Source organism: Synechococcus sp. WH 8101 (assembly GCF_004209775.1).
GTDB lineage: Bacteria > Cyanobacteriota > Cyanobacteriia > PCC-6307 > Cyanobiaceae > Synechococcus_C.
The window spans coordinates 1,099,483-1,113,484 of record NZ_CP035914.1 but is presented as its reverse complement, the minus strand read 5'-3'; the positions used below and the strand labels follow the sequence as shown (position 1 = coordinate 1,113,484).

15 protein-coding genes and 1 tRNA gene are annotated in these 14,002 nt (G+C 64.1%); 8 read left to right on the top strand and 8 right to left on the bottom strand.

The window, feature by feature from the left end; translation table 11 throughout:
* Positions 1-10: 10 nt before the first annotated feature.
* On the top strand, positions 11-343 hold the full coding sequence (locus SynWH8101_RS05665; RefSeq protein ID WP_130128929.1) for a hypothetical protein: 333 nt from the start codon (positions 11-13) through the stop codon (positions 341-343).
* 26 nt (positions 344-369) lie between these two features.
* Here the strand turns inward: SynWH8101_RS05665 and SynWH8101_RS05660 are convergent, their stop codons facing one another.
* The 6 genes from SynWH8101_RS05660 to SynWH8101_RS05635 form a co-directional block, all read right to left on the bottom strand.
* Complete coding sequence (locus tag SynWH8101_RS05660) at positions 370-762, bottom strand: hypothetical protein (protein WP_130128928.1); 393 nt, start codon at positions 760-762, stop codon at positions 370-372.
* Positions 763-888: 126 nt separating this feature from the next.
* Positions 889-1,125 (bottom strand): hypothetical protein, encoded by a 237-nt coding sequence (locus SynWH8101_RS05655; protein WP_130128927.1) that lies wholly within the window; start codon positions 1,123-1,125, stop codon positions 889-891.
* An 83-nt stretch (positions 1,126-1,208) separates the two neighbouring features.
* Positions 1,209-1,748 carry a thermonuclease family protein gene (locus SynWH8101_RS05650; protein WP_254428063.1) on the bottom strand — a complete coding sequence of 180 codons (540 nt, stop codon included), beginning with the start codon at positions 1,746-1,748 and terminating at the stop codon, positions 1,209-1,211.
* A 10-nt stretch (positions 1,749-1,758) separates the two neighbouring features.
* Positions 1,759-3,930, bottom strand: coding sequence for a glutamine synthetase III (locus SynWH8101_RS05645; RefSeq protein ID WP_130128926.1), 2,172 nt, complete (start codon positions 3,928-3,930; stop codon positions 1,759-1,761).
* Positions 3,931-3,976: 46 nt separating this feature from the next.
* Positions 3,977-5,239 (bottom strand): organoarsenical effux MFS transporter ArsJ, encoded by a 1,263-nt coding sequence (gene arsJ, locus SynWH8101_RS05640; RefSeq protein WP_130128925.1) that lies wholly within the window; start codon positions 5,237-5,239, stop codon positions 3,977-3,979.
* Positions 5,240-5,245: 6 nt separating this feature from the next.
* Entirely contained in the window at positions 5,246-6,271 is a 1,026-nt protein-coding gene (locus tag SynWH8101_RS05635; protein ID WP_130128924.1) for an ArsJ-associated glyceraldehyde-3-phosphate dehydrogenase, read from the bottom strand.
* A gap of 168 nt (positions 6,272-6,439) precedes the next feature.
* Between SynWH8101_RS05635 and SynWH8101_RS05630 the strand changes: the two genes are divergently transcribed.
* The 5 genes from SynWH8101_RS05630 to SynWH8101_RS05610 all read left to right on the top strand — a co-directional run bounded on the left by SynWH8101_RS05630 (position 6,440) and on the right by SynWH8101_RS05610 (position 8,445).
* Positions 6,440-6,784 (top strand): helix-turn-helix transcriptional regulator, encoded by a 345-nt coding sequence (locus SynWH8101_RS05630; RefSeq protein WP_130128923.1) that lies wholly within the window; start codon positions 6,440-6,442, stop codon positions 6,782-6,784.
* Positions 6,785-6,794: 10 nt separating this feature from the next.
* Positions 6,795-7,412 carry a DUF938 domain-containing protein gene (locus SynWH8101_RS05625; protein ID WP_130128922.1) on the top strand — a complete coding sequence of 206 codons (618 nt, stop codon included), beginning with the start codon at positions 6,795-6,797 and terminating at the stop codon, positions 7,410-7,412.
* Between the two features lie 120 nt (positions 7,413-7,532).
* On the top strand, positions 7,533-7,775 hold the full coding sequence (locus tag SynWH8101_RS05620; RefSeq protein WP_007102692.1) for a hypothetical protein: 243 nt from the start codon (positions 7,533-7,535) through the stop codon (positions 7,773-7,775).
* The gene (locus SynWH8101_RS05615; protein WP_130128921.1) at positions 7,772-8,158 is read left to right on the top strand and encodes a hypothetical protein; all 387 of its coding nucleotides are present in this window, start codon (positions 7,772-7,774) and stop codon (positions 8,156-8,158) included. The genes SynWH8101_RS05620 and SynWH8101_RS05615 overlap by 4 nt, the downstream gene beginning before the upstream one ends.
* A gap of 44 nt (positions 8,159-8,202) precedes the next feature.
* A complete protein-coding gene (locus SynWH8101_RS05610; RefSeq protein WP_130128920.1) occupies positions 8,203-8,445 on the top strand; it encodes a hypothetical protein in 243 nt (80 codons plus the stop codon).
* A gap of 22 nt (positions 8,446-8,467) precedes the next feature.
* On the opposite strand, the gene SynWH8101_RS05605 is transcribed toward SynWH8101_RS05610, so the two are convergent.
* Together SynWH8101_RS05605 and nrdJ are read right to left on the bottom strand one after the other, a co-directional pair.
* Positions 8,468-8,552 (bottom strand) — tRNA-Ser (locus SynWH8101_RS05605).
* 58 nt (positions 8,553-8,610) lie between these two features.
* On the bottom strand, positions 8,611-10,971 hold the full coding sequence (gene nrdJ, locus SynWH8101_RS05600) for a ribonucleoside-triphosphate reductase, adenosylcobalamin-dependent (RefSeq protein WP_130128919.1): 2,361 nt from the start codon (positions 10,969-10,971) through the stop codon (positions 8,611-8,613).
* 130 nt (positions 10,972-11,101) lie between these two features.
* On the opposite strand from nrdJ, the gene SynWH8101_RS05595 reads away from it, so the two are divergent.
* Both SynWH8101_RS05595 and SynWH8101_RS05590 read left to right on the top strand, forming a co-directional pair.
* Entirely contained in the window at positions 11,102-13,285 is a 2,184-nt protein-coding gene (locus tag SynWH8101_RS05595; RefSeq protein ID WP_130128918.1) for a mechanosensitive ion channel domain-containing protein, read from the top strand.
* The gene (locus tag SynWH8101_RS05590; RefSeq protein WP_130128917.1) at positions 13,285-13,968 is read left to right on the top strand and encodes a trans-aconitate 2-methyltransferase; all 684 of its coding nucleotides are present in this window, start codon (positions 13,285-13,287) and stop codon (positions 13,966-13,968) included. The genes SynWH8101_RS05595 and SynWH8101_RS05590 overlap by 1 nt, the downstream gene beginning before the upstream one ends.
* The last annotated feature ends 34 nt before the right edge of the window (positions 13,969-14,002 follow it).

Sequence of the window (14,002 nt, the reverse complement as noted above, 5' to 3'; positions counted from 1 at the left end):
TCGATCGATGATGACGCGACATCGAGTCAGCCGCTGCGCGGGTGTAGCCCTGATCAGCAGCCTCGCCCTGATCGGTCTTGGTGCCTCGGTCCGGGCCGATGCTGATGGGCCCCGCTGCTCCTGGTTTCCGCTCAACGGTGGCAACATCCTGCAGGAGCGCTGCCAGTGGTCCCAGACACCCACAACAACGCAGGTGAGCGTGGCTGAGGAGCGCTTCAGCTTTAGTGCCGACGGTTCCGGTGGCTACGTGGACGCCAGCGGTGCCGTGGTGCGCCGCTACACCGACGAGGAGGGCACCTACTTCGTGACCGAGCAGGGCCTCCTCAACGTCTATAGCGACTGAGGCGATCAAGGGCTGGTCAGCCTGGCTCAGTTGCCCAGAACCTTGTTGATGTCGACATCGAGCTGACCAGCCAGCCGCTCCAGATCACCGCCGAGGGCACGAAACACCGAGGCGGCCCGATCCGGGCAGTTGCAGAACACATAACCGAGACCAGCGAGCACAATCTCCCCGCCCATCTCCAACATGGCGGCATCACTGAGGGCGCCGGTGGGAGGGTTGGTGTCGGCGACATAGCTGGCCACGGCCGTGACCACAGCGGGCTTGATCGCCTCACCACTGCACCAGTTGGCCGCGGCGGATTGACCGATCGCACGACCGGCAGCCGCCGGATTGAAGCTCTGCGCTTGGACAGAAGAAGCCGCAACACTGAAACCTGCAGCAGCGGTGAGCAACCAGGCGACAGCTTGGACACGTTGCATGGAGCGGAAACGCAGCTGGGCCCGACCCTAACGGGACTGTCGTTGTGCATCAGCCATGCAGCTGGGCAAACCAGAAGCCGGCCAGCTGCCAGGAACTCCAGAGGAAGATCGCCAGGAACAGCCAATTCAGCCAGGCAGGGCGTTGGTCGTTGCGGAACACCAGTCAGCGTTGCGAAGGGAGATGCCGGCGCCACCGGCACGCTTGAGATCATGCATCCCCTCCAGCTGTCTGTACACCGCTTTCAACTGACGCTGAATGTGGTCGGTGTGGGGCAGACCGCTGAGAGTGCGGATCGCCTCCTCGAGATGTTGCTTGGCATCAATCAAAAGACGGCAATCGGTGCTGCCGGGTTCGTAGGACATGGCGGATCAGTCAATCCATCCATTCACTCAGCCAGCGAGGACCGATGCTGTGCGATTGCACACCGTTGGCGGTAACGGCTGGATCAGGGCGCCAAACGCTCGGCTGCAGCGGTCTGCTCCCGTTGGTCCCAAGGCCGCGTGATCCCTCCCGGCACACTCCACACCCCGAGCCGTTGCGCCGCCGCCTCCCGCTGCCAGCGGGCGTAAGGCAGATCGTCACAGCGGCCCAGAAAACCGTCGTAGGCAAACACGCGCCCCTGGCGCAGCAAGGGTGCCGCCAGATCCTGCCCATTGCGCTGCAGGGTGCCCACCAGGCGCCCATACACATCGCGCGCGCGCAGCTGGAATTGCCAGCGGCTGCCCACCGGGGCCTCCTTGGCAAGGGCCACGGTCGCCTGCTCGGCCCAGGGTTGCTGCTGGGGCCTGGGGGCCTGCAAACAACTGAGACGCAGGGTGCGGCCCTGGCCATCGATCTCCACCAATAACTCCTGGCCGTTGTTGACCGCCAGAACCTGAACGGACTTTTGTGGTGCGACAGCCCCCGACTGGGCCAGCACTGCAGGGCTGACGGTGCACACCGCCAACCCGAACGCCACCGCGATGGCTTGCCTGGCTTGCCTCACAGCAACGCGCTCAACGCACGAACAGCATCTCGCGATAGGAGGGCAGCGGCCAGCGATCGTCATCAACCCTGGCCTCCAGGCCATCCACCGCCTCACGCAGTTGAGCCAAACGGGGCAGGATCACCTGGGCGCACTCGTGCATCGAGGCGGCGGTGTCGCCGTGGTGCAACTGATCCAGCTCGCCCTCCAGGGCCAGGCTGTGCTCCTCCATTTGTTGTTGCAGTTCACTGAGCTGGTGCAAACGGCGCTGATCAGGCTGGAGACCGAGGGCGTGCTGCTGCTGAAGGCTGCGCGCCAGGCTGCTGATCTGTTTGTCCACCGCCGGGCTGATCTGGGTGCGCACCATCGAAAGGGCGACGCGGGCCTCCACCTCAATGGCCAGCACATACTGCTCGCCGTACACCTCATAACGACTCTCCAGTTCCACCGGGCTGATCACCGCCTGGCGCTGGAAGAGCTCGCGCACGTCATCACGGCGGAGCACGGGCAGGGCCTCCGCCGTGTTGCGGAGGTTCTCCAATCCGCGCTGCTCGGTCGCTTCCCGATGCCAGGCGTCGGAATAACCATCGCCCCCGAACACAGCCGCACCATGCAGATCCATCACCTGCTTGAGCACGGCGGCGGCAGCCTGTTCCAGGGTCTGACCTGAAGCCATCTCCGCCTCGAGGCGATCGCTAATCCACTCGAGGGAATCAGCCAGCACCGTGTTCATCGCCACCAGCGGGCCAGCGACGGACTGGCCGGAGCCGACGGCGCGGAACTCGAAACGGTTGCCGGTGAAGGCGAAAGGAGAGGTGCGGTTGCGGTCTCCGGCGTCTTTCGGGAACTCGGGCAGGGTGTCGACCCCCAACCGCATCACGCCGCCACTGGCGCTGCCGGTGGCTTCGCCACGCTGGATCTGCTGGAACACCTGCTCCAGTTGCTGACCAAGATACACCGAGATGATCGCCGGTGGCGCTTCGTTCGCCCCGAGGCGGTGATCATTGCCGGCGGTGGCAACCACAGCGCGCAGCAAGGGACCGTTGCGGTGCACGCCGCGAATCACCGCGGCGCAGAAGAGCAGGAACTGCAGATTGTCGTGGGGGGTATGACCTGGATCAAGCAGATTACCCTGGGTGCTGTTCCCCACTGACCAGTTCACATGCTTGCCGGAGCCATTAATGCCGGCGAAGGGTTTTTCGTGCAGCAGGCAGGTGAAGCCATGGCGTTTCGCCGTGCCTTTGAGCACGGTCATGATCAGTTGCTGGTGGTCGGTGGCCACATTGGCGGCTTCATGGACGGGCGCGATCTCGAACTGCCCCGGCGCCACCTCGTTGTGGCGGGTCTTAGCCGGAATGCCGAGGCGATAGAGCTGCTGCTCCACGTCTTGCATGAACACCTGCACCCGCTCCGGGATCGCCCCGAAATAGTGATCATCAAATTGCTGCCCCTTCGGTGAAGGCGCCCCGAAGAGAGTGCGCCCGGCGAGGAGCAAATCGGGCCGCAGCGTCGCGAACTGGGTATCCACGAGGAAATACTCCTGTTCGGCGCCACAGGAGCTGTTCACCGGAGCCACCTCCTGGTTGCCGAGGATGCGGAGCAGCCGCTGGGCCTGCCGGTTCATGGCGGCGTTGGAGCGCAGCAGGGGTGTTTTTTTGTCGAGGGCTTCACCGGTCCAGCTCACGAACACGGTGGGAATACACAGGGTCACCCCGTTCGGGGTGCGCATCAGATAGGCCGGGCTCGTGATGTCCCAGGCGGTATAACCGCGGGCTTCAAAGGTGGAGCGAATGCCGCCGTTGGGGAACGAGGATCCATCCGGTTCACCCTGCACCAGCAACTTGCCGGAGAATTCGTGGATGGCATCGCCGTCACCCTGGGGGCTAATGAAACCGTCGTGCTTCTCCGCAGTGGAATTGGTGAGCGGATAGAACACATGGGCGTAATAGTGGGCGCCCTGGGCCACAGCCCAATCCTTCATCGCTTGGGCCACCACATCGGCCACGTCGAGGTCGAGCTTGCCGCCATCGCGAATCACCTTGCGGACCGCCTTGTAGGCCTCCTTGGGCAAGGCGTTCTTCATCCGCCCCAGGGTGAACACATCACTGGCCCAGATCTTCGCCAGCGGTGGTGTGGCCTCACAGGCCAGCGGCTGTCGCTGCTGGATGGCCTGCAAAGCGGCAAGACGGGCGGGATGGGGCATGGTGCAGGCGAACCCGCTCAGGCGGGTGAGGGATCAGGGCTTCAAGCTACGCGGGCACAGTGGCCCTGGTTCTGGCAGGGGGCAGGCGAAGGCTGCTGAGCCAGGAGAGCAGCACCAGCAACGAGGAACACCACAGACAGGCCTGCATGCCCGACGATGGCGTTCCGCCGATCAGAAACACCGCACCGGAAAGCAGGGTGCCCACGAGGCGACCCGCCGCATTGGCCATGTAATAGAAGCCCACGTTGAGGCTGACGCTCTCCGCATCGGTGTAGGCCAGCACCATGTAGGAGTGAATCGACGAATTCATCGCAAATACCACCCCGAAGGCGGCTAACCCGGCCACGATCGCGATGGTCACATCAGCCTCACGCCAGAGCGCCACTGCAATCAGGGCAGGGATCGCAGTGAGCAGTCCACTCCAGAACTGCACGGCCGACACACCGGGGCTGGCGGTCTGCCCCCAGAGACGGCGCAGACTGGGGGCCGTGCCCTGGACGATCCCGTACCCGATCACCCAGAGACCGAGAAAGCCACCGATCTCCCAGAAGCCCCAGCCGAGAGACGCCTCAAGAAACACGGGCAGGGCAACCACAAACCACACATCCCGCGCTCCGAACAGAAAGAACCGCGCCAGAGAGAGGATGTTGATGCCCTCCGACTTGGAGAACAACGACGAAAATGCCGGCTTCGCCTTCATCTTGCCGATCTCACCAGGCAGCACCAGGGTGAGCACAAAGGCCACGGCCAGGCCCGCCGCCATCCAGGCGACAGCCTGATTGAAACTCAAGGCGGTGAGCAACACACCACCGAGAAAGAACCCCACCCCCTTGAGGGCGTTCTTCGATCCCGTGAGGATGGCCACCCAACGGAACAACTGGTGGTCGCCCCGCTCCGTGTCGTCGGGCGTTTCGGGCACCACCGTTTTGATGGCGCTCTTGGCACTCATCTTGTTCAGATCCTTGGCGATTCCACTGATCGCCTGGGCCACCATCACGTAGATCACGCTGAACAGCTTCGGCCAGCTGGCCGCCACGGGCACCAGCATCAACAGAGCCAGGATCTGCAACAACGTGCCCACCCAGAGGGTGAGGCGGAGGCCATAGCGGGCGCCGATCCAACCACCGAAGAGATTGGTGAGCACCCCGAAGAATTCATAGAAGAGAAACAGAAAGGCGATCTCCAAGGTGGAGTAGCCCAAGGCGTGGAAGTGAAACACCACGAGCATGCGCAGGGCGCCATCGGTGAGCGTGAAGGCCCAGTAATTGGCGGTGACGATGCCGTATTGCTGCAGGTTGGAGAGCGTCATGACCGATCAGGCCGCCTCCATCGCCACCAGATGGCAGGTGAGATCTGCCATGCGACAGCTGTAGCCCCATTCGTTGTCGTACCAGGCGAACACCTTCAGCTGGTTGCCATCCACCACCATCGTGGAGGGGGCATCGATGATCGAACTGCGGCTGTCGTTGGTGTAATCGCACGACACCAGGGGGCGCTCCTCGTAGCCGAGGATTCCCTTGAGGGGCCCTTCAGCAGCGGCTTGGAAAGCACCATTCACCTCTGCCACGGTCACATCGCGCTGGAGTTCAAACACAGCGTCGGTGAGAGAGCCGTTGAGTAAGGGCACCCGCACGGCATGACCATTCAGCTTGCCCTGGAGCTCGGGGAAGATCATGGCGATCGCCTTCGCCGACCCGGTGGTGGTGGGAATCAGGGAGCTGAGACCAGAGCGGGCGCGGCGCCAATCGCTTTTGAACGCATCGATCGGCACCTGGGTGTTGGTGATGTCGTGAATGGTGGTGATCATGCCGTGCACGATCCCGAACTGCTCCTGCACCACCTTCACCACCGGCGCCAGGCAGTTGGTGGTGCAGGAAGCGGCCGTGACCAGACGATGGCGGGCCGGGTCATAAAGGTGGTGATTGATGCCAAACACGATGTTCAGCGCTTCAGCGCCGGCCACGACCCCCTTCACCGGACAGGCCACCACCACCCGCTTCAGACCGATGGCATCGACATAGGGCTGGAGAGCCTCCGGGGTCTTGATCTTGCCGCTGGCCTCCAGCACCATCTCCACCCCCTGCTCGCGCCAGGGGACCGCGGTGATGGCGCGCTCCTGCGACCAGCCCACCGCTTGGCCATCCACGCTGAAACCGGACGCCTCGGCGTTGAGGCTGCGATCCCAGCGGCCGTGAACGGAATCAAATTCGATCAGATGGGCGGCGGTGGGAGCGTCACCGGCGGGGTCATTGACATGGACGATCTCGATGCCAGGGCGGCCCCAGAGGGCGCGGAACACCAGCCGGCCGATGCGGCCGAATCCATTGATGCCGATGCGCATGCGTCCGATGGCCGAGGGCCCGAAGTCAGGCCAAACGCTAAATCAAAAACAGTTGATGGATCAACCTCCCTTGATGCGTCAGCAACCGTGGGGGTGTCGTCTCGATCACGTGCTCAATCGTGATCACTTGCTCGATAAGTTGAAAGCTGGCGTGATGGAGCCCTGGTCATGCAGGCCGCTGCGATCCCAACCGGACCCACCAGCGAGCGGCTGAAGCCTGAACAGGCCCGCAGCTTGCTCAAGGCGCTATCCGACCCCTTGCGCCTGCGCATTCTCGAGACCCTCGCCAACGGCGAACGCTGTGTCTGCGACCTCACCGGCGAACTCGCCCTCTCCCAGTCGCGCCTGTCGTTTCATCTCAAGGTGCTGCGCGAAGCCGGTCTGCTGAGCGATCGCCAGAGTGGGCGCTGGGTGTATTACCGCCTGAAACCGGACCAACTGGTGGCGCTGCAGGAGTGGCTGGGCTCCCTGGTGACCCATTGCCAGCGCCCGGCCACGGGCTGCAACGACTGAGAGCAGCACCATGGAGGATGCGCGTCTGTTCTTTCCGGCCACCGAACGCAACCGGGAGCCGATCGCCGCCACGCTCAAGACCTGGCTCCCCTATGGCGCCGTGGTGCTGGAAGTGGCCAGCGGCAGCGGCGAACACGCCCTCTGGTTCCAGCGGCAGCTCCCAGACATCCACTGGCAGACCAGCGATCCGGATCCAGCCCACCGCCGCAGCATCAGCGCCTGGATTCGCCATCCACCAGGCGCGCCAGACCTGCCCGAACCGCTGGCACTCGATGTGGAATCCCGCCCCTGGCCGCTTCCTCAAAAGCTGGAGCAACACTTAGACGCTGTCGTGGCGATCAATCTGATCCACATCGCCCCCTGGAGCTGCTGCCAGGCCCTGATCCAGGAGGCGGCTGGTCGGCTCAGCGCCGGCGGTGCCCTGATCCTCTATGGCCCCTTCCGGCGCGGCGGGCAGCACACCAGTGACAGCAACGCCGCGTTCGATCAATCCCTGCGGGACCGCGACCCCCGCTGGGGGGTACGCGACCTGGAAGCTGTGGAGCAACTCGCCAGCGACTCGGAGCTGACGCTGGAGCAGCTGCAAGCGATGCCCGCGAACAACCTCTGCCTGTTGTTCCGACGCTGAAGAGCATCCACACAGCCACTCAAGAGCAACTGGAAGACCCCGCAGAGTCACTTCAAAGTTGCCCCAGAGCAACTCCAGGGTTACTCTCAGGTCACTCACTAGGGCCCAACAGCTGCCGGCATGAAGGCCGTTCCCCGCGAAAACCAGGTGAAGCTCACGGTGTCTGTACCGCCGAGCCTGCACGTGCTGCTGCGCAGCTGGGCCCAGTGCGAGGGCCGCGAGCTCACCAGCGTGGTGCTCCAGTGCGTGGAACTGTCCGTGCGTCAGCTCAAAAGCAGCGGCGCCATCCCCTCCGGCGCCATCCGCAATTATGAGCTGGCCTGTGAGGAGCGACTCGCTGCCGGCGGAGGGATGCCGTCATGAGTGGGGCCAATCTGGCCATGATCGAGCAGGCGCTGCAGGCCCCGGTGATGGATGCGGTGATCGCCGTCACCGAGCGCTATCAGTTTCTCGAAGAGCATCAGGGCGCCAGGGTGTTTACCGCCTATCGCGCGGTCGACCATGTGCTTCACGTGGGCTTCACTGCGGATCTGAATCAGGAACTCCGCGATGACCTGGAGCAGCGAGGGTTTGCCTTGCTGGCGGAGCGAGAAGGCACCCGGCGCGAGCATCGCTTGCTGCTGCTCACCCTGGGGGAGATCGGCTTCAAGGCGTCCTACAGCCAGGACTACTTCGCGGCCTCACGGGTGTTGGTGCGCCACCTCCGCAACCTGGGCTGGCCGCTTGGAACCCTGAGTCAGCTCTGAGCCCTACGCTGAAGTCACCCTCCCGAGATGCCGTGCGAGACCTGATGCCGCTGGCGTTCCTTGCCCTGCTTCTGCCTGGACTCCCCGCCGCACGCGCCCAGGACCCTGACCTCGCCCAGCCGGATCCGATCAACTGCGAAACCTTCAGCTCCGGCTTCACTACGCCGGAGGGTTGCATCGATGGGAGCCAACCCAGCTCCGGGCCGATCCCAGCGGATCAATGGCAAGTCGGCGATGATGGCTTCTGGCCCGATGAGGGCTTCGGGCCGGGATTCCTGCTCTACTGAGCAGCAGATGTAGGAAAGAAAACGGAGAGGGTGGGATTCGAACCCACGGAGGCTTGCACCTCGCTGGTTTTCAAGACCAGAGCCATCAACCACTCGACCACCTCTCCCTGCACCTGCCTGGTCAGACCAGACAGGTCATCAGTTTAAGCGGCGCGCTGCCGCCATTCAGCCCTGGGGCTTGGCGAGGGGCAACAGGCACTTGTCGGAATCGCAGCCGGCGGGCCCAGCCTCGCTGAGCTCACCGCCGTCGTAGCGCTGCAGAGCTTCGAAGAAGTTCTGGCTCACACGCCGCTGCATCACCTCCTCCTGCATCCGCTCATAGGTGGCGGCATCGATCGGCTCGAAGGGCAGGCGGGGGAAAGTGGCGTTGGCATCAAAACGGGCAAGCAACGCCGCGGAGATGTAGCCATCACCGCGCTCGATCGTCTGATGCAGGGCGTCGGTGAGCGGTTCGATCTCGTGCTCGCGGAACTCAATCGTGGCCGATGTGTTGTGGGCGGTGTAGTGCGTCTGCACCTGCATGTAGAAATCGAACTGGGCCATTGCCGAGAAGGCGTTGATGTCCACCGCATCGGCTCCGGGCAGGTTGGCCCAGCTGACTTCCGTGGGAATCTCCACCAACCACTCGGTGCAACGGGGATCAAAGGGATCGTCGAGCAGACGGCCCTGCTCGTCCTTGTCCGACTGGGACGGCACCACGGTGTAGCCGTAGTCCATGCAGGCCATCGCGACAGGATCGTTCTTGCGGAAGGTGATCCGGCGGATGAAGCGCTGCGCCTTGGGCGGATGCCATCCCGGCGCGGCACCGGTGAGCAGGCTCTTGGTGCCTGCCGGTTGCACCGTGGTGCACCGGTTGGGACGACGCAGGCCATGGCGATCGCAGTAGTCCCAGACGGTCTCGTTAACGATGCGCTTCCAGCGGCTCAGGTAGGCCGCCTCCTGTTGCTTGAAGGCGCGACCCTCTTCACTGTCGGGGCGACCGGCCTCCCACCAGCGCAGCCAGGGAGTGCCGAAGGCATGCACAAAGAAATCGAACAGCCCCGTGAAGCTCACCCCCACGATCGGATCCCAGGCGCGGCTCTGGCGGTAACGCTCCACCTCGAAGCGGTGGTTGAGCAGGCAAGCCACCGACAGGGCACCGGCGCGGAAGGCGTCACGCTGGCCCTCCTCGTCACTGGGATCAATCTGGTTGAGATGGATCTCAGCCAGGTTGCAGTGGAAATCAGCCCCAAGGATCTCGCCACAGGGGTTGAGTCCGTAGCGACCCAATCGGTGCTCCAACTCATCCGCAGCAATCGGACCATGGTTAAGGCTCAACCAGCGTCCGGCCTCCTCTCGGCCCTGATCGCAGTAGATGTCGATGAATTCCTTGCGCAGCTCCGGGGTGGTGAGCAGGTCGGCATTGGAGCGGGCGATCGCTTCGGGAGCGAACTGAATCGCGCCCTCCCCACTGTGGAACTGCTTGGTCACCGCCTCCAGCAGCACCTCGCGGCTGGGCCTGGTGTGATACACGCGGGTGTGATTGGCCATCCGCAACGCATCCCGCTCCGGGTCGATGCGCCAGTTGCCCTCCGCATCCTGCTGCCAGAGGTTGTCCTTGGCGCCAGCAGCGACGTGATCATTGGCAGCGAACTGACGCATGCCGGCGCTGCGACGAATATTGCCTGCCACGATCGTGACCGCCGCTTCGTCGATCAGCAAACAACACTCGACGGAATTGAGGCGACGCCCAACGGCCTTGCCGAGCAGACGGGCGACGCGGCCGTAGAGATCCTTTAGCTTCACAGGATTGGCCATGCCGCCGAAGCCCTTGAGGGTCTCGCCCACCGGCCGCACATCGGAGAGGTCCACCTCCACCTGCACGGTGCGTCCCTCAAAGCGAGCATCGCTGCTCAGCTCGAGCAGCAACTGATAACTGTCGACCCAGCCGCGTCGGGTGTCGCCCACCTTGATCGCCACCCGGTCACCGTCGATGCTGTGGCTGGTGTGCTCCTGACGTTGCCCCGCCGGCGTCAGGCCGATGTCGGTGACCGACACCACCTCGATCGGATTGCGCACCACAGGCAACCGCTCGATCAGATGGGGCTCGATGATGGCGCCGGTGCCGCAGCCCATCATCGCCAGATCCATCATCAGGCCGAAGGCCTGCCAATCCACCAGGTTGGTGGAGGTGCAGTTGTAGGCACCGGAGAAGTTTTCAGGTTGCTCAATCCAGGGCGTGCCACCGATCCAGAGCCAGCGGCCGGAGGGAAGCGCCTTTTTCTCGGCCTGCATCCGCGCCAACAACGCCACTTCCTCCGGGCTGAGCTGACCGAGCTTCTGAAGGCCACCGAGGTTGCGAGCGCCCACCTCACTCCAACTCTCCCGACCGGAAGCAGTGCGACGGCTGTAGGTGCGATAGAAGACCGGATTGGCGGCGGGGGCCGTCAGGGGGAAATCACTCGACAAGCTGTTGCCGAGGCTGATCGCAGTGGTGCTGGAGGTCTCGATGGAGCCGGCCTCCGTTCGGCTGGGGCTGAGGGTCACGGGTGGTCGGTCAGGCGTTCCCGCACCCTAACGCCACTGGTGGTGGCAGCAAGGGTCACCACCACCACAAGCAGTGCCAGCGCGGTGCGAGACCGGCTGCCAGCATGCATTGAGTTTTTCGGGCTCAGAGATGCAGCGGAATCGCCTGAGGCGTCTGCGATCCCACGTGATCCTGCTCGCCACCACGCTGCTGCTGGTGGTGCAGATGGGTGGCGCCCTGCAGGCAGCGCCGGCCGGCGCCGGTCGCCCCGCCGTGAGCAACCAGCGCCCGGGTCAGGGCCGGGTGATCCCAATTCAGGAGCAACCGTTCTTTGCCGAACTCGAAGCCATCGCTGCGGGCTGGTCGGATGTGGTGCTCGACCAGGTGGTGGGCGACAGCCCCAGGGCCACGCTGCTGAACTTCTATGCCGTCATGGCCGAGGTGGGACGGCGAGCCGATCGGCTCGGACGCGTTGCCTCCCTGCCCAACAGCGACGCCCAGGCCCTGGAACGCCGCGAGCAGATCGACGACACCTCGCTTCTCTTCCAGCTCGCGGTCAAAGCGCTGGATGCGTCTGTGTTCCCAGAAAGTGTCCGCACCGACATGGCGGATGAGGCGGCGATTCAGCTCAAGCATGTGCTCGATTACGTCTTCACCCATAGCCATCAGCCGATCGTCATTCCCGATGCCGCCGGCATGAAGACGATCAACGATGAGCGCACCAAACCCGCCGATGCCTGGCGGATCCCCGGTACTGCGATCACCCTCACCACCGAGATCAGCAATGATCCCGGCAATCACGATTACCTGTTCTCCGCAGACACCGTGGCGGCGATCTCGGAGATGTATCAGGAAATCCGCGACTTCCCGGTGGTGGATCAACCGTTCGCCACGCCCGTGTTCTACCGGGATTTCGTGTACACCCCGGGCTATCTGGTGCCGCCCGCCTGGTATCTGGCCCTGCCCCGGAACGTACGCGAGCTGATCGAAGTGCCCATCAGCGATCAGACCCTGTTCCAGATCGCCTGTGCCGCTCTGGCCATCGTGTTGTATTTGCTTTTTCTCGCCTGGCTCGGCAGCTTCATGCTGCAGACCTACCGGGAGCGGGCCAGCCAGGCACCGGGGGGGGATCCCTGGAACCAGGACCGACTGGCCTGGAGGCGGGTGTTGATCGTGCTGCCGATCCTGCCCCTCACCCGCTTCACCGAGGTGTTCATCGACGATGTTGTCAATTTCACCGGCCTGCCCCTGGCGGTGATCACCTACGCGCTCTACGTGATCTGGTATCTCACGGCTGGGGTGTTCATGTTCTTCGTGTTCGAGGCGGTGGGGCGCACCGGCTCGGAGTGGCTGGTGAAGCTGAGGGGTGGCGGCACCCCGCTACAGCTGCAACGGGTCAGCAATCTGGTGATGCCCCTCTGCCGCGCCATCGGCGGCCTGGTGGCCGTGGTGTTGGTTTACCGCTTATTGCTGTTGCTCGGACTGCCCTCGAGCACCGTGCTTGCCTTCTCGGCCGTGCCCGGTCTGGCGATCGGTCTGGGCGCCTCGAAGCTGCTCGGCAATCTGTTCGCCGGCCTCTCGATTCAGACCGATCGCCCCCTGCGGGTCGGCGAGTTCTGCCGGGTCGGCGACAACCTGGGCTTCGTGACCCGGATCGGTCTGCGCTCGCTCGAACTGGAAACGCTCGAAAGTCGCGTCACCATCCCCAACTCGGTGGTGGATGAGGCAACGATCATCAACTTCTCCCGCCGCGGTTTGCCCGGCAACAGCTCCCCGATGCAGGGGCTGGAACTCCGGCTCGATCTGGAGGGGGAATGGTCCCCTTTCCAACTGGAGGAAGTGCTCCATCAGGCCCGCCGCACCCTCGCCGCCTTCCCCGGGCTGGACGATCCTTTGGTCAGCCTTGAGCGACCCAGCGAGTCGTCACCAGTGCTGGTGGTGTTTGCGATGGTGGAGTTGCACGGCTGGCCCGCCTACCTGCAGATGCGCGAAACCTTGCTGTTGCAACTGGAGGAGGTGGTGGAGCGGGCCCAGCTCTCCGAAATCCCTATCGGGATCGCCTACGGCACCGCCGCCGACCAATTGGCACGTGTGCCCGAACTGATGCGAGCCGCCGTGGAGCAAGACCCCCAGCTGCGCTATGGCGCCTGCCGGCTGGAGCGGATTGCCGCCTTCAGCTACGACCACGTGCTCGAGTTCAGCTCCATCCACACCAATCACGACGCCTTCGAAGACAGCCTCCACGACCTCAACCGGCGTGTGATCAGCACCCTCGAGGCGGAGGGCATTGAAATCCCCTTCCCCACCCAGACCCTGATGCTGCACAAGAGCTGATGCAACGCACCCCCGAACAGGAGCTGATGAACGATCTCGAGCAGGTCGCCGCCTATGGAGCCGCCGATTTCAGTCGCAGCGATGCGGCCCTGATCGAAGCCCTGCAGCAGCTCTGCCTGGCCAACGAGCGCGAGTTGGCTGCCGGTGACCGCCTGCTCGATCTGGGCTGCGGGCCCGGCAACATCAGCGAGCGGCTGGCACGGCAGTGGCCCAACGCCGACGTGATCGGCGTCGATGCGGCAGCCCGCATGCTCGCGCTTGCGGAGCAACGCCGTCAGCAGGATCAGCCTCGACTGCAGCGACTGCGCTACCAGGCCTCTTCTATGCAGGATCTCACCAGCGCTCCGAGCCTGGAGGCCACTGTGATCGTGAGCAACAGCCTCCTGCACCATCTCCACGATCCCCAGGATCTCTGGCGGTTGCATCAACGCCACGGCAGCACTGGCGCCCTCGTGCTGCACCGGGACCTGCGCCGACCGGACAGCCCGGAGCAAGCGCTGGCCCTGCGGGAGCGCCATTGTTCCGACGCACCGGCTGTCCTGCAGCAGGACTACCTCAACTCCCTGCACGCCGCTTTCACCGCCAAAGAGGTGCGGGAGCAACTGGCCAACGCCGGACTGCAGACGTTGGAGGTGGTGGAGCTGGAGGATCGCTATCTGGAGGTGCGGGGCCGGCTCGGCTGAACCACAGGGACACCCGAGGCCCCGTCAGCTGGCA